The organism is Actinoplanes philippinensis (genome assembly GCF_900113015.1).
Classification (GTDB): Bacteria; Actinomycetota; Actinomycetes; order Mycobacteriales; family Micromonosporaceae; genus Actinoplanes; species Actinoplanes philippinensis.
On the sequence record NZ_FONV01000002.1, the window covers coordinates 82,608 to 102,338 of the forward strand.

Sequence of the window (19,731 nt, forward strand, 5' to 3'; positions counted from 1 at the left end):
CGGTCCCGCGACAGGCGGTGTCGCCGAGCCTGGCCCGCGGATCAGCCGACGCCGTGCTCGCGCAGCTCGGCGAGGGTGTCCGGGGCGGGCCAGCCGTCGACGCGGTAGCGGGGCGGGGCCAGCAGCGGCTCCGGTGTCAGACCGGCCCGTTCCTCGGCGATCTGCCAGGGGACGCGGAACTCGACGCCGCCGTCGGGGTGGGCGAAAGCGATCACGTCGGCCCGGGGCAGCAGGGCGCTCACCCCGGCGGTCCAGGTGGTGATGGTCACGGCCGGGCCGCCGCCGGGTGGCTCGACCGCGATCAGGGCGCCGATGTGGGTGTCCACCCCGGCCTTCGTGTACTGCGCGGACAGCCACTCGGTCTGGTTCGAGTACTCGGTGAGGGCCAGGACCGCGGCGGCCCGCCGGGCCACGGTGTGGTGCGGGTGGCCGGGCGGCGGAAAATACTGCACGGCACGGCCCTCCGGCCCGGCGACGTATCCGACCGGGGTCAGGTAGCGGATCGCCTCGCCGAAGCTGTGCTCGACGACCGCGTAGATCTGCTCGATCCCGGTCTCCGGCAGGGGCGTCACCAGCAGGGTGTTGTTGTCCGGCGCGAAGGCGATCACCGGACTGCCCATCCGCTCGCCCACCTCGGCGAGCCAGCCGGGCGACAGCAGCAGCGACGTGAAGTAGCCGTCGCCGTCGTCGAGCATGCTGACCGCGCCGCCGCGCCACTCCCGCTCCAGGCTGTCCCGGGCGATCGCGGCCAGGTTGGCGTGGGCCACCTCGAACACCTCGTCGGCGCTGATCCCCCACTCCTCGATCCGGTCCGGGAGGATGTAGGCCATCGCGTCGGGGGCGTCGATGACGACCAGCTCGCGCAGGAACGGCATCGCCGGGCGGGACAGCGGCGGGCGCATCCCGGCCGGGCCGGCCGCGCCGAACGTCACCGGGCGCAGCACGGGACGCAGCTTCGGGCGTACCGAATCCCAGCTGTCCTCCGGCATCGGACGCATCAGCCGCAGCAGCGTCTCGATCCGTTCGCGGCGCTCGGCCGCGGTGGCGCCGGCCGTCTCGCGGTAGACGTTGGCCAGATAGAGGTGGGCCGGGCCGTCGGACCCGGTCCGGTGGATCGCGATGGCGAAGTCGTCCGGCTGATAGACCGCGCGCTCCACGCCGGGGGTGCGCCGGGCCACCCGGAGAGCGAACTGGGCGAAGCGGCGGCGCGGCGAGCCGGCGAACCTGTCCAGCAATCCCATTGGAGGACCCTAGCGCCCGGCGGAACCCGGGGTTACCTCCCAGGGCCGAAGTAAACTAAGTTTACTTCGGCTCCGCCGGATCCGTCTCCCGACGAAGGGACCCCCGATGACCAAGAAGCCGCTGACCGCGACGAGCACCGTCGGCGAGTGGCTGGACCATCCGGTGGGCGGCCCGGCGCTGGGCGGCCTGCTCGCCGCCGGCGGCGCGGACCCGTCGATGCTGGCGCCGGTGCGCGGCCTGCCCCTGCGGCAGATGGTCGAGCTCAGCCAGGGCACGATGCCGCAGTCGGTGATCGACGACCTGGTTCTGCAGGTCAACGGCGGGGTCATCGCGGAGGCCACCGCGGAGTCCGGCTGGACGGAGCAGATCGTCGACGGCCGCTTCCTCGGCCGGACGATCATCGTGACCGGCGCGGCCTCCGGCATCGGCCGGGCCACCGCCTCACGCATCGTCCGGGAGGGCGGCCGGGTGATCGGCGTCGACATCACCGCCGGGAAGCTGGCCGAGGCGGAGGCGGAGCTGGGTGACTCGTTCGTGGCGGTCGCCGCCGACATCACCCGGTCCGGGGACATCGACCGGGTGGTCGCCGCGGCCGGCGACCGCATCGACGGGCTCGCCAACGTGGCCGGGGTGGTCGACGACTTCAGCCCGATCCACGAGACCTCGGACGAGGTGTGGGAGAAGGTGTTCGCGGTCAACGTCGACGGGCTCTTCCGCCTCACCCGCGCGGTGGTCCCGGCCATGCTGGCGGCCGGCCACGGCGCGATCGTGAACATCGCCTCCGAGGCGGGGCTGCGCGGCAACGCGGCGGGCGTCGCCTACACGGCGTCCAAGCACGCGGTCATCGGCATCACCAAGAACATCGCCTTCATGTACGGGCAGCACGGCATCCGCACCAACGCGGTCGCGCCCGGCGGGGTCGCCACCGGCATGGCCCCGGCCGGCCAGTCCGAGTTCGGCAGGGGGCGCACCGGCCCGTTCCTCCAGCTCATCCCGGGGGTGGCGCAGGCCGCACACCTGGCCGCGTCGATCACCTTCCTGCTCAGCGACGACGGTGTGAACCTCAACGGGGTGGTGCTGCCGTCGGACGGTGGCTGGTCGGTCCAGTAGGGCCGGTGAGGGCCTGCTGCAGCAGCGCGCCGTAGTGGGCGATCAGCTCGCCGCGGTCCGCCGACACCAGGCCCTCGTCCTCGACCACCCACAGGGCGTAGAGCAGCCCGCCCACCAGCGCCGCGGCGATCCGCGCCCGGACGTCGGCATCCGGGCCGGAGAGCCGGGCCCGCACCGGCTCGACGAAGGTGCGCTCGTGGATGGTCTGCAGACGGACCTTGATCTGCGCCTCGTTGCTGCCCCGGACCAGCGCGAGGTAGACCCCGCGGATGTCGTCGTCGGCGAGCACCACCTCGACGAACCGCGGGCCGAGCCGCTCCAGCGGGACGTCGAGGAGCGGCTCGTCGTCGATGGTGAGCTGCATGGTGTCGAGGAAGAGCAGCTCCTTGGTGCCGAAATGACGGATCACCAGCGCCGGGTTCGTCACCGCCTGGGCCGCGATGTCCCGAACCGAGGTTCGCGCGAAACCACGCTCCCGGAACAGACGGGCCGCGGCGGCACGAATCTCCTCGCGAGTCGCCTCGCCGCTGCGCCGGGCCATGTCCCCGATCGTAGGCCGGGCGGCGCCCCACCCGTCCCGGCAGGTCCCCGGCATCACTCGGGAGTGGCCCCCGGGGGCCAAGGGTTACCCGGTCCGAAGTACTTCGCACGAACCTCGCCCCGGTTTCCGGACGTCGTGCTGGGCTATGCGGGACACAAGCGACTTAACGGAAAGGTCTGACATGCGAAAATCGACTCGGGGACTGATCACCGCGTGCGCCGGGCTCGCGGCCGGGGCCGCCTTCGGAGCCGCACCCGCGGCGGCCGACCCGGGCTGGTGGCCGCCCGGGTACGAACTCGGTTACTACAACACGATGAGCGACTGCAACGGGTACGCGAACTCGATGTTCCTGATGAATGCCGACTACGACTGTGACTTCTACTCGCAGAGGGTCGTCACCCCCTACGTGCTGGTCATCCAGAGACCGGTGCGGATCGTCCAGCAACCCGTCGTCGACTACGAGCCCGCGCCGGTGGCACAGCAACCGGTGATGGACCAGCCGGCGCCGGTCGCCGAGGAGCCCGCGCCGGTGGCCGAGGAGCCCGCGCCGGTAGCCGAGGAGCCGACCGGTGGCGCTCTCGTCAGCTCCGAGAAGCCGGCGAAGGCCCACAAGAAGCACAAGAAGCACAAGGGCGGCAACGGCGACGAGGGTGACGGCCAGGGCCAGGCACAGGCCCAGGGGCACGCCCAGGACACCGGGTACGCGCAGAACGACCAGGCCCAGGCCATGAACGACGAGCCCGGCAACGGCGGGCCCGCCTGCGACTGCAACAACGCCGGCGTCCTCGCGGTGCCGGCGGCGCCGGTGCAGGTCGTGCCGGTCGGCGGCCCCGTGGTCGTCAGCGGCGGCTACTACCAGAGCTACGGCGGATGGCACCACCCCTGGCACTGAGGTCAGCGCAACCGCGGCGGCCGGGCATCTGCCCGGCCGCCGTCGCGTCTCAGCCCCCGGCCATCGCCCCGACCACGAGGAAGGGCTCCTCGCCGCGGGCCACCCGGTCGGGCAGCGCCGCGTCCGGTGACTCGTTGGAGAGGTCCTCCTCGCAGGCGAAGAAGCGGACCAGCGCCCGCCGCCGGCCGGTGCCCCGGTCACGCATGGTGCCGACCAGCATCGGGAACCTCGCCTCCACGGCGTCGAGCACGTGGCGCTGGGTCACCTCGCCGGGCACCTCGACCTGCACCTCGCCGGACACGTGGGCGAGGGTGCGCAGGTGGGGCGGGAGGACCACCCGGATCACGGCAGCACCTGCGCTTCCACCGAGCAGATCGGCGGCAGATCGCTGACCAGGGCCTGCCAGGTGTCTCCGCTGTCGGCCGACCCGTACACCTGGCCCGCGCTCGTCCCGAAATAGATGCCGCACTCGTCGAGCGTGTCCACCGCCATGGCGTCGCGCAGGACGTTGACGTAGCAGTGCTCCTGCGGCAGGCCCACGGTCAGCGGCTCCCACTGCTCGCCGCCGGTCCGGCTGCGGTAGACGCGCAGCTTCCCGTCCATCACGTAGTGCAGCGAGTCACTGGTGATCGGCACGACGTAGATCGTCTCCGGCTCGTGGGCGTGCACCGCGATCGGGAAGCCGAAGTCGGTCGGCAGGTCGCCGCTGATCTCCCGCCAGTTGTCGCCGGCGTCGTCGGAGCGCATGACGTCCCAGTGCTTCTGCATGAAGAGCGTGTCCGGCCGGGACGGGTGCTGGGCGATCCGGTGCACGCAGTGGCCCACCTCGGCGTCCGGGTCGGGAATGCCGCCGCTGTTCAGGCCGCGGTTGATCGGCTGCCAGGTGACACCGCCGTCGTCGCTGCGGAACGCGCCGGCCGCCGAGATGGCCACGAAGATCCGCTCCGGGTTCACCGGGTCGAGGATGATCGTGTGCAGGCACATGCCGCCCGCGCCGGGCTGCCACTTCGGCGCCGACGTGTGGGTGCGCAGGCCGGTCAGCTCCACCCACTTCTGGCCGCCGTCGGTGCTCTTGAACAGCGCCGCGTCCTCGGCGCCGGCATAGACCACGTCCAGCTCGGTACGGGACGGCTCCAGATGCCAGATGCGCTTGAACTCCCACGGGCGCGGGGTGCCGTCGTACCAGAGATGGTCGCCGACCTCACCGGCGTAGGTGAAGTCGTGGTCGACCTGCTGCCACGTCGCGCCGCCGTCGTCGGACCGCTGGATCAGCTGACCGAACCAGCCGCCCGACTGCGACACGTAGATCCGGTTCGGATCGACCGGCGACCCGTTCGCGTGGTAGATCTCCCACCCACCGAAGTGCGGCCCGTCCACCTTCCAGTCCTTGCGGGCCGCGTCCGAGGTGAGGACGAACAACCCCTTACGGGTCCCGACCAGCAATCGAACACCGCTCATGTGCTGTTCCCCTTCCGGGTCGGGCCCGGCCGGCCACCGGCCGGGCACATGGACGCATCATGGTGTGCCCTGCGTCACCCTGGGGAGTCTAGGACGAATGTTCGATCGGAAGGGGTCAACCCTGCAGGGCGCGAGCCATCTCGGCCTGCTCGGCGAGCACGTCGTTCATCCGGGCCTGTACGGCGTCCATCTTCCCGATCGTCTCGCTGGTGGTGTGGATGCCGTTGGCGACGGTCTCCGCGCTGGCCTGGATCCCGGCGATCTGGTCGGCGACCTTCTGGGTGGCCTCGGCGGTCTCCCGGGCCAGCTCCTTGACCTCACCGGCCACCACCGCGAAGCCCTTGCCCGACTCACCGGCCCGGGCCGCCTCGATGGTCGCGTTGAGCGCCAGCAGGTTGGTCTGCTCCGCGATCGACGAGATGATCTTGATGACGTCACCGATCGCCGTCGACGCCTGCCCGAGCGCGGCCACCTCGGCGGTCATCGCCGACGCGCGGCTCACCGCCTGCTCAGCCACCGAGGTGGCGTCGTCGCTGGCGCTGCGCAGCCGCTGCACGGTGTCCAGCAGGTCACGGGCATTGGCGGCGGCCCGCTCGGTGCCACGGACCACGTCGAGCCGCTGCGACACCAGCTGCTGCACGTTGCGCAGCGCGGCCGCCCGGGACTCCGACAGGTCGATGTACTCGGTGGTGAAGAAGTCCATCGTGCCGACGACCCGGTCCCCGCTCATGATCGGGAAACAGACTCCGGAGCGCACCCCGGCCCGCTGCGCGGCGGGTGCCCGCACGCAGTCGGTCACCTCCGCGAGGTCCTTGACGAACACCAGGTCACGGGCCCGCCAGGCACGGCCCGAGAGGCCGACACCCTCGGCGAACTCGGCGGCCAGCGTGACCCGGCGGAACTCGTCACCGGCCGACCCCGACTCCAGGTGGAACTTCAGCACGTTGGCGGCGCCGTCGATCTCCCAGTACGAGCCGTACGCCCAGCCGAACGCCGTCCGCACCGCGTCCAGAGCCGCACGGATCGTGGTCGCGGTGTCCGTGGCCGCCCCGACCCGGGTGACCACGGTGGTGACGGCCTCCCGGTCGGTGGCCACCTGGCGCAGCTCGGCGGCGGCGACCGCCGCGGAACGCGCCTGCTCGGCGACACGGGCGATGGCGGCGAGCTTCTCCTTGCGTCCCGCGTCGGCGTAGATCGGCGCCGGCGAGTAGTACTCGAGGACGGCCAGCACCTCGCCGTTCTTCACCACCGGCAACATCATCGCGGCGACCATGCCCGCCTTGGCCGCGGCCTGCCAGCGACGGCACCCGGCGGCCCGTTCCGGCTCCTCGTCGAAGACCGCGGTACGTGTCTGGAACGCCCGGGTCACCAGCTCGGGTTCGGTGACACCGGCCAGCTGCGGCTGCAGCGGGCCGCACTCGTGCAGCCGCCGCAGCCGATTCAGCCCGTCCGGAACCCAGACGGCGCCGTACCCCATCTTCTGGAACTTGACCATGCTGTCCACCGTGAGACGCCAGGCGCTGTCCTCGTCCGTCGCCGCGTCGAGCGCCAGCACCAGCTGCTCCAGAGCCTCGACCTCACGGGGAATCGGGCGGGCCACCTCGGGGCCGGCCGCACGGGAACCGAACAACCGCACGATGTGTCTCCTTGGCGCGAGAGGAACAACCGGATACCAGAGATATCGGCGTGTGCTCCCCGCGAATGAGACCTCAATTCCAGGGCACCCAGGCGGCGTTGACCAGCGGCGTCTGCCGGGCCTCCAGCTCGCGCAGCAGGATCCCCTCGCGCAGCCCCCACGGGCAGATGATCAGCGACTCGACGCTCAGCCGGCGCATCACCTCGTACGCGACGATCGCGCCGGCCAGGATCTGCCGGGCCCGGTGCGGGGACACGCCGGGCAGACGCGACCGTTTCGGGCTGGGCATCGCGGCCAGCCGTTTGATCCACGGCCGCAGCGCCGTCGCCCGCAGCTCCCGCGGCACGAACGGGCCCTGCCGCAGCGGGGCCGCCCCGGCCAGCCGGGCCAGCTGCTGGAAAGTCTTGGAGGCGGCCACCGACGTACGCGGAGCCTCCCACGAGGTGCGGGCGGCGACCTCGGCGAACTGCTCGCGCACGTGCCGCCGCAGCCTCCGGACGGCCCGGGGCGAGGGCGGATCGCCGTCGGCCAGGAACTCCCGGGTGAGCCGGCCCGCACCCAGCGGCAGCGACATCGCCGACTCGGGCAGCCGGTCCCGCCCGAACGCCACCTCCAGACAGCCGCCGCCGATGTCGACCATCAGCATCGGACCGGCCTGCCAGCCCAGCCAGCGCCGCGCCGCCAGGAACGTCAGGCGGGCGTCCTCGATGCCGGTGAGCGTGCCCAGCCGTACCCCCGTGCGCTCCTGCACCGCCGCGAGGACCGCGTCGCGGTTGGGAGCGTCCCGGACCACCGCCGTGGTGTACGCGAACATCCGGTTCACCCCGGCCCGGTGGGACTCGGCGACCGCCTCCCCGACCGCGGCGACCATCCGGTCCAGGGCGGCCGGGCCGATCGTGCCGTCGGCCGGCAGCCGGTGCGCCAGCCGCGGCCGGCGCTCCCACGTGTGCACCGGCAGCGGCAGTCCGGACGCGGCCTCGGCGACCACCAGGTTGACCGTGTTCGACCCGACGTCGAGCACACCGAGCCTGCTCATGGGCGGAACCGGTAGCCCATGCCGGGCTCGGTGAGCAGATGGCGCGGACGGGCCGGGTCGGCCTCCAGCTTGCGGCGCAGGCGGGCCATGTACTGCCGGAGATAGTTCGTCTCGGTCCGGTACTGCGGGCCCCACACGTCGTGCAGCAGGTCCCGCTGCGTGATCAGCTTGCCCGGATGCCGCAGCAGGTGCTCCAGCAACTGCCACTCGGTCGGGGTGAGCCGGACGTCGCCGCTGATCGTGTGCTCGGCCAGGTTCACCTCGTACGCGCCGAGCCGCACCACCGGTGCCTCCGGCTCCCCCGGCTGCGAGCGACGGGTCACCGCCCGGATCCGGGCCAGCAGCTCGTCCACCCCGAACGGCTTCGTCACGTAGTCGTCGGCGCCCGCGTCCAGCGCGGTCACCTTGTCGGTGCTGTCCGCCCGGCCGGAGAGCACGATGATCGGCACCGAGGTCCAGCCGCGCAGACCGGCGATCACCTCGGCGCCCTCCATGTCGGGCAGGCCCAGGTCCAGCACCACCAGGTCGGGGTGGTGGTCGACGGCCGCGCGCAGGGCCGCGGCGCCGTCCGGGGCGGTGTCCACCTCGTACCCCCGTGCCTTGAGATTGATCCGCAGCGCGCGGATGATCTGCGGCTCGTCGTCGACCACCAGGATGCGGGTCATCGCAGGGCCGCTCCTCAGTTCGTCAGGCGGATGCTGCTGAGCGTCTGCGGGGCGTCCGAGACCGCGCGCAGGATGGTCCGGCCCTCCGCCGGGATCTTGAACGTCTTCGTCGGCGGGACCAGCGTGTACGTCCCGGTCGCCCCGGCCGCCAGCGTCTCCGGCCCGGCCTCGGCCTTCCAGAAGCTGGCGATCGTCGCGCCCGTCGCCACCGAGAAGCTCGGGCGCACCGGCTCGTCCGACCGGTTCGTCACCTCGACCGTCAGCTCCGGCAGGTTCTTCCCCGCCGCCACCGGGGTACGCACCGTGAACTCCAGCGGCTGCGGCGTCGCCACCGCGACCACGAACATCGCCGCGGCCGGCACGAACAGCGCGGCGGTGACCGCCTCCCGCCTCGGCAGCGGGACCCGCCACGCGCCGGCGAAGTCCGCCCGGGTCGTGGTCACCAGCGCGACCAGCCACAACGGCATGGTCAGCAGCCAATAGCCGTCCTGCGAGCGGGTCGACACCATGAAGATCATCCACGGGAGCACCGCGATCGCCGGACCCAGCGTGCGCAGGTGCAGGCCGAACGCCGCCAGCAGCGCCAGCAGCAGGGCGATCGTCGCGTGGCCGTACCAGTCGAGCGCCGCGCTCCCGCCGATGATGTAGTGCGTGATCCCCATCAGGCCCTGGCCGTGCGGGACAGCGTGCTGCAGCAACGGCTCGAACACCCCGGTCAGCCACGCGTGCGGCGTCGTCACGATGAACGGCAGGCTCGACAGGACGAACACCGCGAGCGCGGTTCCGCCGTACCGCAGCATCAACCCGAACGTCCGGGCCAGGCCCAACTCACCCAGGCGCAGCACGACCAGGCCCACCACCAGGAACAACGCCAGGAACCAGCCCAGCTGGTGAATCGAGCACGCGACACCCAGCGCCACCGCGCGCACCAGACCGTGCCACCCCAGACGTCCGGTCCGGCCGATCCGCGGCCAGCCCCACAGAGCCAGACAGAGAAACGGAAGAGCGATCACCGAGGGGTACGCGTTGTCGGCGTAACCGGTGAACGTGCCCAGGCCCAGCACGCCCAGGGTCGCGATCGGCCGCAACGGCCCCGGCGCCACGGTGAACACGAACACCGCCGTCACGAACACCGCCAGCCACGCCACCAGCACGATGCCCGTCATCGACGGGAACAGCCGCTGGAACACCGCCCCGATCTCCACACCCAGCGGCGGATAACCGAAGTCGAACACCGTACGCCCGTCCATCAGCTGGGTCGGCAGCGCCGGATCGATCCCCGGCCACGCCGACGTGTACGGGTTGTTCCCCTTCGCCAGAGCCCGCGACGCCGCATCCATCAGAATGCCCTCGTCGACCGTCAGCGCCTTCGCGCCCGACACCCCGGGCCACGCCGCCACCAGCTTGATCACGATCGCGGTGACCAGCACGCCGGCATCCAGCCGCGCCAGCACCCGATGCCGGGACGCACACAGCGCCACCACGGCGGCGATCAGCATCACGAGGTACGCCCCGGTCAGCGTCAGCGCCAGCCAGGGCCGGCTCATCGCATTGGCCTGCCAGAACGCGCGGGTCCCCACCACGAGCCCCATGACCGCCGCCACCGACAGCCCCCGGTGCAGCCACAGCACCAGCTCGGCCCCACTCCACGACCCCACCGCCGCCTCAGCCGCCGTCCCAGCCGCCTCCTCAGAGGCTGCCCCGGCCGCCGCCTCAGCCGCCCTCTCCGCCGCGTGGGCGTCACCGGCGGCGGAGCCCGGCTTCTCCCCGCCAGTCCCCTGCCTCATCGCCGCCGCAGACCGGTCGTCACCCACGAGATCCTGAACCACCGGCGCATCCTACAAGCGCCCCATGACATCCCGTTCCCACAACGCCCGCCCACGCCCGTCCCCGGCGGCCGTCAGCGACGCCCCGGCCCCACCCTTCGGCCGGGCGGCATCCAGCGCTGCCTCCCGAACGCCGACACGACGCCGGGGGCCGCCCGGAGCGGTACCGGCCGGCGGGGCCGTGGGCCAGCGCGCACCCCGGCCGCGATGGATTCGTCCGTCCCACGACCGTCCCGGGACCGGTCGCCGGATGGGGACGGCGCGTGGGCGGTGGGGCGGGATCGGCCCGGCGGGCGCGCTGCGGTCCGGCGCCGGGACCGCGTCGCGGGGCGGCCACGGGCGGGGTGGGTGCGGTCGGGGGCGGCCGTCGGCGTACCGGATCAGGGTTGGTAGAGGTTGAGGCCGGCCCAGAGTGCGGTGACCGCGGCGACCACGGTGAGGGGGACGGTGGCGGCGCCTAGTTTGAGGAATTCGGAGGTTCGGGGAGCGGCGTCGCGGGCGTGCAGGATGCGGCGCCAGAGCAGGGTGGCGAGGGAGCCGGCGTAGGTGAGGTTGGGGCCCACGTTGACGCCGATGAGGACGGCCAGGAGCAGGCCCGGGGAGTGGGCGACGGCGGGGAGCAGGACGAGGGTGGCGGGGAGGTTGTTGAGGACGTTCGCGAGGATCGCCGCGAGGGTGGCGGCACCGAGGAGGCCCAGCAGGTCGGGGTGGCGGGGGATCCAGGTGTCGATCCAGTCGCCGAGGCCGTTGGCGCGGACGGCCAGCACGACCACGCCGAGGGCCAGGACGAAGGCGCAGAAGGCCGGGTTCGCCTCGGTGAGCAGGGTGCGGGGGCGGATGTCGCGGCGGCGCAGCAGGGGTGCGGCCAGGGCGGCGGCGCCGGCGGCGGCCACCCAGGCGGGCTCGACGCCGAACGGCTGGAGTGCCGCGAAGCCGGCGAGGGTGACGGCCAGGACGGTGAGGGCGTAGCGGGGGGCCGGACCGGGGTCGCCGGGGCGTTCGGTGGCGGGGGCGGCCAGGTCGCCGGCGAAGAAGAACTGGAAGATCAGGAACTCGACCAGGATGACGGCGAGCCACGGCGCGGCCATCAGGGCGGCGAATCCGGCGAAGGTCAGCCCGCTCGCGGTGAAGGCCAGCAGGTTCGTCAGGTTGGAGACGGGCAGCAGGAGCGAGGCCGAGTTGGCCAGATGGTTGCAGGCGTAGGCGTGCGGGCGGTGGCGGACGCCGGCGCGGGCGGCGACCGCGAAGACCACCGGGGTGAGCAGGACGACCGTGGCGTCGAGGCTGAGCACGGCGGTGGTCACGGCGGCGGCGCCGAAGACGGCTCCGAGGAGACGGCGGGGACGACCTTTGCCGGTACGGGCGACGAGCGCGCCGATCCAGCCGAAGACGCCGTGCCGTTCCGCGGTGAACGCGAGCACCAGGATCGCGGCCAGGAACGCGACGGTCGGCGCCAGCTCCTCCACCTCGTGCAGGGCCGCCGACGGGGTGACCAGGCCGAAGCCGACGGCCAGCGCGGCGGCGGGCACCGCGGCCGCGGCCTCGGGAAGCCCCCGGGGCCGGGCCACGGCGAAGGCGAGAACCGCCGCCAGCAGCGCCAGCGCAATGATCATCAGCACTGGTGAAGCCTATGAGCGAACGGACACGCCCGCGAGCCGGAAAGGGCCGGGTGTGACGAGGCACGCCCGGCCCTTCCGGACGGGTCAGTCCTCGGCGTCCTCGTCGGCGGTTTCGGCCGGCAGGGATCGCAGGCGCAGCTTGGTGATCGCCCGGCCGGTGATCTCGACGACCTCGGCGGTGTGGCCGTCGATGCGGACGGTCTCGCCGGGGACGGTCGGGATGTGGCCGAGGCGGGCCAGGGCCAGCCCGGCGACGGTGGTGTAGTCGCCGGCGTCGGTCTCCTCGATGTCGACGCCGATGTCCGGCAGGTCGTGGATCGGGAAGGTGCCGGGCAGCAGCATCGCCCCGTCCTCCTCGTGGATCACCGACTGCACGTCCCGGTCGCTCTCGTCGTAGATCTCGCCGACGACCTCCTCGACCAGGTCCTCCATGGTGACGATGCCGTCGATGGCGCCGCGCTCGTCGACGACGAGGGCGAACTGCTGGCGCTGGCCGCGCAGCTGGCGCATGGCGTCGGACACCTTCAGCGTCTCGGGCAGGAACAGCGGCTCGAACATGTGGTCGCGGGCCAGCCCGTCGGCGGCGATCAGGTCACGCAGGTGGACCACGCCGAGCACGTCGTCGAGGCCCATGGCGCCGGTCACCGGGGCGCGCGAGTGGCCGCCCTTGACCAGCCGGGCCAGCGCCTCGGGGGCGGGCAGGTCGGCCGGGAGGATCAGCACGTCACGGCGCGGGATGAGGATCTCGCGGAGGATGCGGTCGGCGATCTCGAAGGCGCCGCTGATGATCGTGCGCTGCTCGGCAGTGATGTCCTGCTGGGCGGCGACCATGTCGCGGATCTCCTCGGTGCTGACCTCCTCACGGCCGGCGCCGGGGTCGCCGCCGGCGAGGCGGACGACCAGGTCGGTGGCCTTGCCGAGCAGCCAGACGACCGGCCGCGACAGGGTGGCCAGGACGTCGAGCGGGCGGGCCACCAGCATGGCCCAGCCCTCGGCCCGCTGCATGGCGATGCGCTTGGGGGCGAGCTCGCCGACGACCAGGGTGAAGAACGTCAGGACGATGGTGACGAGGATGATCGAGACGGGCTCCGCGGCGCTGCCGAGGAAGCCGAGCGGCTCGATCAGCGGCTGTGCCAGGGACACCGCCGCGGCAGCCGAGGCGAGGAAGCCCGCCAGGGTGATGCCGATCTGAATGGTGGCCAGGAACCGGTTGGGGTCCCGCGCCAGCCTGGCGAGGGTCCTTCCGGTGCGGGACTGCCGCTCGAGACGCTGCAACTGGCTCTCCCGCAGCGAGATGAGAGCCATCTCGCTTCCCGAGAACGCCGCGTTGAGCAGCACCAGCACCACGACCAGGACAACTTGCCAGCCGTATCCGCCCACGGCGGACATCAACTCCTTCACGAAGAGACGAAGGCACCAGGCTACCGGTGCCGGCTGTGAGGATTCCCAGGGAGATCGTGATCCATGCCCGCGGCGGGCCGGTGACGCCCGCTCGATTACACGCTGTCCGGTAATTGACGAGAACACTTCCCGAGCCGTTTATTGACACGCAATATACCCGGGTGTCCAATCCGGTCCATGCCGTTGAAGCGCTACGGGGTTCTGCGGGCGGCCGTCGTCGACCGTCGCATCGAGACCAATGACACACCGCATTACCAAATTCATTTGCGGGCCTCCGGCATCGATTACCGGGCGGCCGTCAACGTACGTTCCCAGCAGAGCCCGCCGGACCTGCTCCACCTGGCGGCCGACCATTTCGACCATCCGATCCTGGAGCAGGTGCGCCGGCTTCCGGACGGTTTCACCGAGATCGGCAGCCGGCCCGGGGGCGTGGCGATCGACTTCATCCGCGGGAACCTCTTCGACCGCACCTCGATGCGCCCGGTGCCGGCCGCGAAGCCGGGGCCGGACAATGATCTGGGCGATTTCCTCGATCATTTCGTCCGCCGGGCGCTGGGTGATCTGGACGCGCGGGCGTACGTGTTCGGCGAGGCGTGGGGCCCGGAGGCGAAGCCGGACAAGATCTTCGGGTTCCGGCCCGGCAACGGGATCCACGACGTGCACATGAACCAGGGCAACCGCGGGCGGTTCGCCGGTGACAACGGCGTGTGGCAGGACGGGGCGCTGCTGCTGCACTTCCCGGCCGCCGACGACTGGGTGGCGATCTTCCTGGCCTTCCAGTCGCAGGTGTGGCACACCGACGACATCACCGGGCATCCGCTGCCGGAACTGCCCGGTGCGGGCCCGGCGCCGCAGCCGTCGTCGTCCGAGCCGGACCATCTGGTACGCATCGTGGCGGCGCTGGTGAACCCGGCCGGCCCGGCGCCCGAGGCGGAGACCGTCACGCTGCTGAACACCTCGCCCCGGGACATCGACCTGGCCGGCTGGTCGCTGGTGGACCGGGCCGGCGGCCGGCTGCCGCTGTCCGGGGCGCTGGCGTCCGGGGCGGCCGCGCGGGTGCCGGTCACCGAGCCGGTGCGGCTGGGCAACGGTGGCGGCACGCTGACACTGCTGGACGCGCGCGGGCTCAAGGTGGACGGCGTGGCGTGGACCGCCGATCAGGGGCGCCGGGAGGGCTGGAGCGTCGTCTTCTAGACCGACTCGGCCTCCAGGACGAAGACCGATCCGCCGGCGGGGTGCGGCTCGTGCCGTACCTCGCCGTGGTTGGCGCGGGCCAGGCTCCGGACGATGTAGAGCCCGAGACCGGTTCCGCGGACCGAGCCGGCGTCGCGTTCGGCCCGGGTGAGCCGTTCGAACAGGCGCGGGCGGAACTCCTCCGGCACGCCGGGCCCGCGATCCTCGACGCGCAGCAGCACCCGGCCGCGGCCGGACGGCTCGATCCGTATGCCGGTCGCGCCGCCCGCGTACTTGGCCGCGTTGGAGAGCAGGTTGACCAGGACCTGCTGCAGGTGGCCGGGATTGAAGCGCAGGGTGACGTCCGGGCCGGTCACCGGCACCGCGGTGGCGCCGGCGCTCGCCAGGGCCTGCGCGATCCCGTCGTGCAGGGACACCTCCCCGCGTACGGCGCTGAGGTTGCCCGCGTCGATGCTGACCATGCTGAGCACCTCGCGGACGATCTCGTCGAGCCGCTGCGCCTGCCGGCTGATCACGCCGATCCCCGTCGCCGCCGGTGTGCCGGCCTCGAAGTCGTCGGCGAGCAGGTCGCTGTAGCCGAGGATGGCCGACAGCGGGTTGCTGATCTCGTGCCCGAGCATCCCGATGATGTCGAGCTTGAGCTGGTTGGCGACCTCCAGGGCGGTGTTGCGCTCGGCGAGGGCGGCGGCCGCGTCGTCCCGGGCCCGTTCGGCGATCCGCCGCTGGGAGACGTCGGTGGCCACCACGATCAGGTGCTTCGGGCGGTTCTGGGAGTCCCGGACCAGGGAGACGGTGATCTCGGCGTCGACCCAGTAGCCGTCGGCGTGACGCAGCCGGGCCTCGTGGGTGTAGGAGGTGGCGTCACCGGCGAAGAGCCCGGCGATCTCGTTGTGCATGTGGGCGCGGTCGTCCGGGCCGAGCAGCGCCTCGTCGACGTCGCGTCCGATCAGGTCCTCGGCGAAGCGGCCGAGCATGCCGGCGAAGGCCTCGTTCACCGCGATCAGCGAGCCGTCCAGCGCCCGGATCACCTGGCCCACCGCCGAATGTGTGAACTGGGCCCGGAACCGCTGGTCGTTGAGGGCGAGGGCCTGTTCGGCGGCGCGGGCCGCGGTCACGTCGGTGTTGATCTCCAGGACCTCGACGTCGCCGTCGGCGGTCCGGTGGACGACCTGCCGGCTGAGCACGCTGACGGTACGCCCGGCGGCGGTGAGGTGCTGCAGCCGACCGGACCAGACGCCGTCGGACTCCAGCGTGGCCCGCTGCTCGGCCGCCGAGCCGTCCTCGAAGACCGTGTTCAGCAGGCGGTGGCTGAGCCGCCCGGCGGCCGCTCCCGGGGTCCAGCCGTAGAGGCTCTGGGCGCCGCTGTTCCACCACAGGACGGTGCCGTCGAGACGCCGCACGATCACCGCGACGGGGATGATCTTGAGGAGCGCGGCCATCTGGCGCAACCGGGCGTCCGCCGCGCGCTGGGCGGTGACGTCCTCGACCTGCACCACGACGTACGACGGGGCGCCGTCCCCGCCGCGCACCACCGCCACCCGGTTCGACACCCAGATGGTGTGCCCCTCCCGGTGCACGTAGCGGCGCTCGACGCGGACCGTGTCCGGCCCGGTGGTGATCATCTGCCGGAGCGCGGTCTCGGTGGCGGCGACGTCGTCCGGGTGCTGCAGGTCGCGGAACGACATGCCGAGCAGTTCCTCGGCCGAGTACCCGGTGATCGCCGACATCGCCGGGTTTACCTGCAGGTAGCGCCCGAACGACCGCTCGTCGACGCTGGACAGGGCCAGGCCGAGCGGCGAGTTCTCGAAGGTGAGGCGGAACCGGGCGTCGCTGAGTTCCAGGGCCTCCAGCGCGGCGGTCCGCTCGGCGAGCAGGGTGGCGTTGCGGGCGTAGTCGTCGACGTACCGCAGGGTGGAGGCCAGGCTGGCGGCGAGCAGCTCCAGGTGGTGCGCGTCCACCTCGCCGAAGGCGTCCGGCCGGGCGCTGCCGACCTTGACCACGCCGATCAGCCGGTCGCCGCTGTACAACGGGGCGGCGCACATCGACCGGACCCCGATCCGCAGGCAGGCCTCGCGGTCGACCCGTTCGTCGGTGGCCGTGTCGGCGCAGCGTACGACCCGGCGGTGGGCGATCGCCTCGCTGGCGAGCGAGCCGGGCCGGGCCCGGACGCCGGTGAGGCCGGTGTAGCCGGTGAGGGCGCCGGTCGCGGCGAAGTCGCCGTCCATCAGCTCGACGGCCGCGCCGCCGGCCGCGGGGAAGACGGCCATCACCTGCTCGGCGACGACGCGCAGTGCCTTGTCGTGGTCGTGGGCCGCGGCGGTGACGGCCCGCTGCGCGTCGATGGTGGCGAGCAGCACCCGGGTGTGCCGGGCGGCCTGCTCCTCGGCGGCCCGTTGCTCGGACATGTCGCGCATGAACGCGTAGAAGTGGCGCTCGCCGCCGACCCAGGACGGCCAGATGGTGAACTCCAGCTCGATCCGGCGGCCGTCGGCGTGCAGGGCGGGCAGCGTGACCGGCTTGCCGATCACCGCCGGCTCGCCGGAGGCGAGGTAGCGGGCCATCCCGGCGGTGTGCGCGTCCCGCAACTCGGCCGGGATCAGCAGCTCGGTGAGCGGGCGGCCGATGATCTCGTCGGCCGTCCAGCCGAGCAGCCGGCACGCCGACCGGTTCCAGATCCGGACGATGCCGTCGGCGTCGATCGAGACGAAGCCGGTGGGGCCGGTCGAGATGATCTGGCGCAGCCGTTCCAGCTCGGCTCGCTCCGACACGCTGATCTCGTCGATCTCCGGACCACGCATCGTGTCGTCACCCCGTTCCGCCGTGCTCCTCCACCGCGGGGTTGATCGGCAGTGTCCCCGGGGTCCTGAGGTCCGGCCGGAAGACTCCGTCGAGCACCAGGTCGACCGCGCGGTCGGCGGCGGCCCGGGCGGCCCGCACGTCGTCGGTGGCCTCGGCCACCCCCTGAACCATGGTGAACAGCAGGGACAGGTCCTCGGGGACCAGGTCGGCGCGGACGTGCCCGTGCTCGCGGGCCCGGCCCAGCGGCGCGGCGAAGGCGGCGATCACCCGCTGCCGGTAGCGCTCCTGCAACCCGAGGTCGAAGCGGCGCACCAGTTTGACCAGGCCGCGCAGCTCGATCTGGGAGTGCAGGGTCTCGCGGAGCAGGTCCCGGAACCCGGCCGGATGCCCGGAGCAGGCGGCGACCCGGGCCTCCATGATCTCCAGCTGGTAGGTCAGCACGGCGGCGGTCAGCGCCTGCCGGTCGGCGAAGTGCCGGTAGAGGGTGGCCTGGCCGATCCCGGCGCGGCGGGCGATCTCCGGCATCAGGGCGACGACGCCCTCCTGTGCCAGCACCTCGCTCGCGGCCTCCAGGATGGCCGCCCGGTTGCGCTGGGCGTCACGTCGACGTGCTGTCGGGGTTCCGTAGAGCACCTGACACCCCCTTGGCTACCGATCAGTCACGTTACTAGCCGGTAACGAGAATGTCACCATCTTCAAATTCTCGGAACCGATTCCTACGCTGCCGCCACGTTCGCTCCCCTGAATCGAGGAGTGTTGATGGCGCTTCGCCGCTTGACCACACTGATCGCCGCCTTCGCCCTGGCCACGACCACATTGACCACCGCACCGGCGCACGCCGCCGTGGGCACGACCGGCTTCACGGCGGTCGAGATCACCGGTGACGGCGGGGTCGCCCTCAAGGCCAACGTCATCGCACCCTCGGCCGGCGGACGGCACCCGGCGGTGATCCTGCCGTCCAGCTGGGGACTCAACGACCTGGAGTACCTCGCGCAGGCGAAGGTGCTGGCCGGGCGCGGGTACGTGGTGGTGTCGTACACGCCGCGGGGCTGGTGGCTGTCCGGCGGGGAGATCGACACCGCCGGGCCGAAGGACATGGCCGACCTGACCAGGGTGGTCGACTGGACGATCGCGAACACGGCCGCCGACCCGGCCCGGATCGGGGCGGCCGGCATCTCGTACGGCGCCGGGATCAGCCTGCTCGGAGCGGCTTTCGACAGCCGGATCCGGGCGGTCGGCGTACTCAGTGGATGGACCGACCTGGTCTACTCGCTCTACGCCGACCAGACCCGGCACCGCCAGTCGGCCGGGCTGCTGGAGCTGGCCGCGCAGATCGCCGGCACGCCGAGCGCCGAGCTGACCGCCAAGATGAACGACTTCAACGCGAACGTGAACGTCGACGGCGTGATGGCGTGGGCGAGGGTACGGTCCGCCGCCACCTACCTCGACCGGATCAACGCGAACAACCCGGCGGTGCTGATCGCCAACGGCTGGGGTGACACCTTCTTCCCGCCGAACCAGCTCGTCGACTTCTACGGCCGGCTCACCACCCCGAAGCGGCTGGAGCTGCGCCCCGGCGACCACGCCATCGCCGAGCTGACCGGCGTGCTGGGGCTGCCCAACGAGGTGTGGACGAGCCTCTACGCCTTCCTCGACGAGCACCTCGCCACCGGTACGACGAGCCCGGACCCGATCTACCTGAAGCCGCTGAACGCCACCGCCGAGTCGTACCCCACCTGGGCGGCGCAGTCGTCGTCGACCACCCGGTACGGCCTGGGCAGGATCCGCACCCTGGACGGCACCGGCCTGCTCGGCGGCGCGGTCAGCTCCGGCTGGACCAAGACCCTGCCCGCCGACCGGGACACCGTCGCCGGCGGCGGCATCGTGCTGATCTCCAACGGGGCGGCGGCGATCACCGGGCAGCAGCCGTCGGTCTGGCTGCCGTTCGTGGACCGCGGGCGGGCCGGGGTCTGGGCGGCCGAACGCCCGTCGTCGGCGCAGCGGATCCGCGGCATCCCGAAGGTGCACCTGGAGCTCTCCGGCGCCGCGGCGACCGGGACCGTGGTGGCGTACCTCTACGACCTGGACTCCCTCGGCACCGCCAAGCTGATCACCCACGCTCCGGCGACCTGGCTGACGGCCACGCGCAGTGTCGACGTGAAGCTGCCGGCCACCGCTTACGACCTGCCGGCCGGGCACTCGCTGACCCTCGTGGTGGACACCGTGGACCCGCTCTACTACGACGAGAACGAATCGGGGGATTCCATCACCATCGGTGGCGGATCCTACGTGGACGTACCCATTCGCTGACG

At 72.3% G+C, this 19,731-nt stretch carries 16 protein-coding genes; 4 read left to right on the plus strand and 12 right to left on the minus strand.

Annotation, left to right across the window (positions count from 1 at the left end; genetic code table 11):
• Positions 1-41: 41 nt before the first annotated feature.
• Positions 42-1,241: a DUF1444 domain-containing protein gene (locus tag BM290_RS03890; protein ID WP_093610085.1), complete on the minus strand. Its 1,200-nt coding sequence runs from the start codon at positions 1,239-1,241 to the stop codon at positions 42-44.
• 106 nt (positions 1,242-1,347) lie between these two features.
• Here BM290_RS03890 and BM290_RS03895 point away from each other — a divergent pair, with 106 nt between their 5' ends.
• Positions 1,348-2,352, plus strand: a complete 1,005-nt coding sequence (locus BM290_RS03895) for an SDR family NAD(P)-dependent oxidoreductase (protein ID WP_093610087.1) — start codon at positions 1,348-1,350, stop codon at positions 2,350-2,352.
• Here the strand turns inward: BM290_RS03895 and BM290_RS03900 are convergent.
• On the minus strand, positions 2,306-2,893 hold the full coding sequence (locus BM290_RS03900; protein WP_093610089.1) for a TetR/AcrR family transcriptional regulator: 588 nt from the start codon (positions 2,891-2,893) through the stop codon (positions 2,306-2,308). The two genes, BM290_RS03895 and BM290_RS03900, sit on opposite strands and share 47 nt — an antisense overlap.
• 181 nt (positions 2,894-3,074) lie before the next feature.
• Here BM290_RS03900 and BM290_RS03905 point away from each other — a divergent pair, with 181 nt between their 5' ends.
• On the plus strand, positions 3,075-3,785 hold the full coding sequence (locus BM290_RS03905) for a hypothetical protein (RefSeq protein ID WP_093610091.1): 711 nt from the start codon (positions 3,075-3,077) through the stop codon (positions 3,783-3,785).
• Positions 3,786-3,834: 49 nt separating this feature from the next.
• Here BM290_RS03905 and BM290_RS03910 read toward each other — a convergent pair whose 3' ends face one another.
• The 8 genes from BM290_RS03910 to BM290_RS03945 form a co-directional block, all read right to left on the minus strand.
• Positions 3,835-4,131: a MoaD/ThiS family protein gene (locus tag BM290_RS03910; protein WP_093610093.1), complete on the minus strand. Its 297-nt coding sequence runs from the start codon at positions 4,129-4,131 to the stop codon at positions 3,835-3,837.
• Entirely contained in the window at positions 4,128-5,243 is a 1,116-nt protein-coding gene (locus BM290_RS03915) for a WD40/YVTN/BNR-like repeat-containing protein (protein ID WP_093610095.1), read from the minus strand. Before BM290_RS03915 ends, BM290_RS03910 begins: the two co-directional genes overlap by 4 nt.
• 115 nt (positions 5,244-5,358) lie before the next feature.
• The gene (locus tag BM290_RS50550) at positions 5,359-6,879 is read right to left on the minus strand and encodes a methyl-accepting chemotaxis protein (RefSeq protein WP_093610097.1); all 1,521 of its coding nucleotides are present in this window, start codon (positions 6,877-6,879) and stop codon (positions 5,359-5,361) included.
• Between the two features lie 73 nt (positions 6,880-6,952).
• Positions 6,953-7,915 (minus strand): Ppx/GppA family phosphatase, encoded by a 963-nt coding sequence (locus BM290_RS03925; RefSeq protein WP_093610099.1) that lies wholly within the window; start codon positions 7,913-7,915, stop codon positions 6,953-6,955.
• A complete protein-coding gene (locus tag BM290_RS03930) occupies positions 7,912-8,580 on the minus strand; it encodes a response regulator (RefSeq protein ID WP_093610101.1) in 669 nt (222 codons plus the stop codon). The genes BM290_RS03925 and BM290_RS03930 overlap by 4 nt, the downstream gene beginning before the upstream one ends.
• 14 nt (positions 8,581-8,594) lie before the next feature.
• Complete coding sequence (locus BM290_RS03935; RefSeq protein WP_143133607.1) at positions 8,595-10,409, minus strand: hypothetical protein; 1,815 nt, start codon at positions 10,407-10,409, stop codon at positions 8,595-8,597.
• Between the two features lie 377 nt (positions 10,410-10,786).
• Positions 10,787-12,025: an SLC13 family permease gene (locus BM290_RS03940; protein WP_177319572.1), complete on the minus strand. Its 1,239-nt coding sequence runs from the start codon at positions 12,023-12,025 to the stop codon at positions 10,787-10,789.
• Positions 12,026-12,109: 84 nt separating this feature from the next.
• Positions 12,110-13,414 carry a hemolysin family protein gene (locus tag BM290_RS03945; RefSeq protein ID WP_093611153.1) on the minus strand — a complete coding sequence of 435 codons (1,305 nt, stop codon included), beginning with the start codon at positions 13,412-13,414 and terminating at the stop codon, positions 12,110-12,112.
• Between the two features lie 189 nt (positions 13,415-13,603).
• Here BM290_RS03945 and BM290_RS03950 point away from each other — a divergent pair, with 189 nt between their 5' ends.
• Positions 13,604-14,620: a DUF2278 family protein gene (locus BM290_RS03950; RefSeq protein ID WP_093610105.1), complete on the plus strand. Its 1,017-nt coding sequence runs from the start codon at positions 13,604-13,606 to the stop codon at positions 14,618-14,620.
• Here the strand turns inward: BM290_RS03950 and BM290_RS03955 are convergent.
• Together BM290_RS03955 and BM290_RS03960 are read right to left on the minus strand one after the other, a co-directional pair.
• Positions 14,617-17,418, minus strand: a complete 2,802-nt coding sequence (locus BM290_RS03955; protein WP_093610107.1) for a PAS domain S-box protein — start codon at positions 17,416-17,418, stop codon at positions 14,617-14,619. The genes BM290_RS03950 and BM290_RS03955 overlap by 4 nt on opposite strands.
• A 7-nt stretch (positions 17,419-17,425) precedes the next feature.
• Positions 17,426-18,052 carry a TetR/AcrR family transcriptional regulator gene (locus tag BM290_RS03960; protein ID WP_093610109.1) on the minus strand — a complete coding sequence of 209 codons (627 nt, stop codon included), beginning with the start codon at positions 18,050-18,052 and terminating at the stop codon, positions 17,426-17,428.
• A gap of 126 nt (positions 18,053-18,178) precedes the next feature.
• On the opposite strand from BM290_RS03960, the gene BM290_RS03965 reads away from it, so the two are divergent.
• A complete protein-coding gene (locus BM290_RS03965) occupies positions 18,179-19,729 on the plus strand; it encodes a CocE/NonD family hydrolase (RefSeq protein WP_093610111.1) in 1,551 nt (516 codons plus the stop codon).
• Positions 19,730-19,731 lie beyond the last annotated feature (2 nt).

Bases quoted from the DNA above. Each gene is read 5' to 3' on its own strand.
- BM290_RS03890 (WP_093610085.1), bottom strand. From the start codon at position 1,241: ATGGGATTGCTGGACAGGTTCGCCGGCTCGCCGCGCCGCCGCTTCGCC.
- BM290_RS03895 (WP_093610087.1), top strand. From the start codon at position 1,348: ATGACCAAGAAGCCGCTGACCGCGACGAGCACCGTCGGCGAGTGGCTG.
- BM290_RS03900 (WP_093610089.1), bottom strand. From the start codon at position 2,893: ATGGCCCGGCGCAGCGGCGAGGCGACTCGCGAGGAGATTCGTGCCGCC.
- BM290_RS03905 (WP_093610091.1), top strand. From the start codon at position 3,075: ATGCGAAAATCGACTCGGGGACTGATCACCGCGTGCGCCGGGCTCGCG.
- BM290_RS03915 (WP_093610095.1), bottom strand. From the start codon at position 5,243: ATGAGCGGTGTTCGATTGCTGGTCGGGACCCGTAAGGGGTTGTTCGTC.
- BM290_RS03925 (WP_093610099.1), bottom strand. From the start codon at position 7,915: ATGAGCAGGCTCGGTGTGCTCGACGTCGGGTCGAACACGGTCAACCTG.
- BM290_RS03930 (WP_093610101.1), bottom strand. From the start codon at position 8,580: ATGACCCGCATCCTGGTGGTCGACGACGAGCCGCAGATCATCCGCGCG.
- BM290_RS03945 (WP_093611153.1), bottom strand. From the start codon at position 13,414: ATGTCCGCCGTGGGCGGATACGGCTGGCAAGTTGTCCTGGTCGTGGTG.
- BM290_RS03950 (WP_093610105.1), top strand. From the start codon at position 13,604: ATGCCGTTGAAGCGCTACGGGGTTCTGCGGGCGGCCGTCGTCGACCGT.
- BM290_RS03955 (WP_093610107.1), bottom strand. From the start codon at position 17,418: ATGCGTGGTCCGGAGATCGACGAGATCAGCGTGTCGGAGCGAGCCGAG.
- BM290_RS03965 (WP_093610111.1), top strand. From the start codon at position 18,179: ATGGCGCTTCGCCGCTTGACCACACTGATCGCCGCCTTCGCCCTGGCC.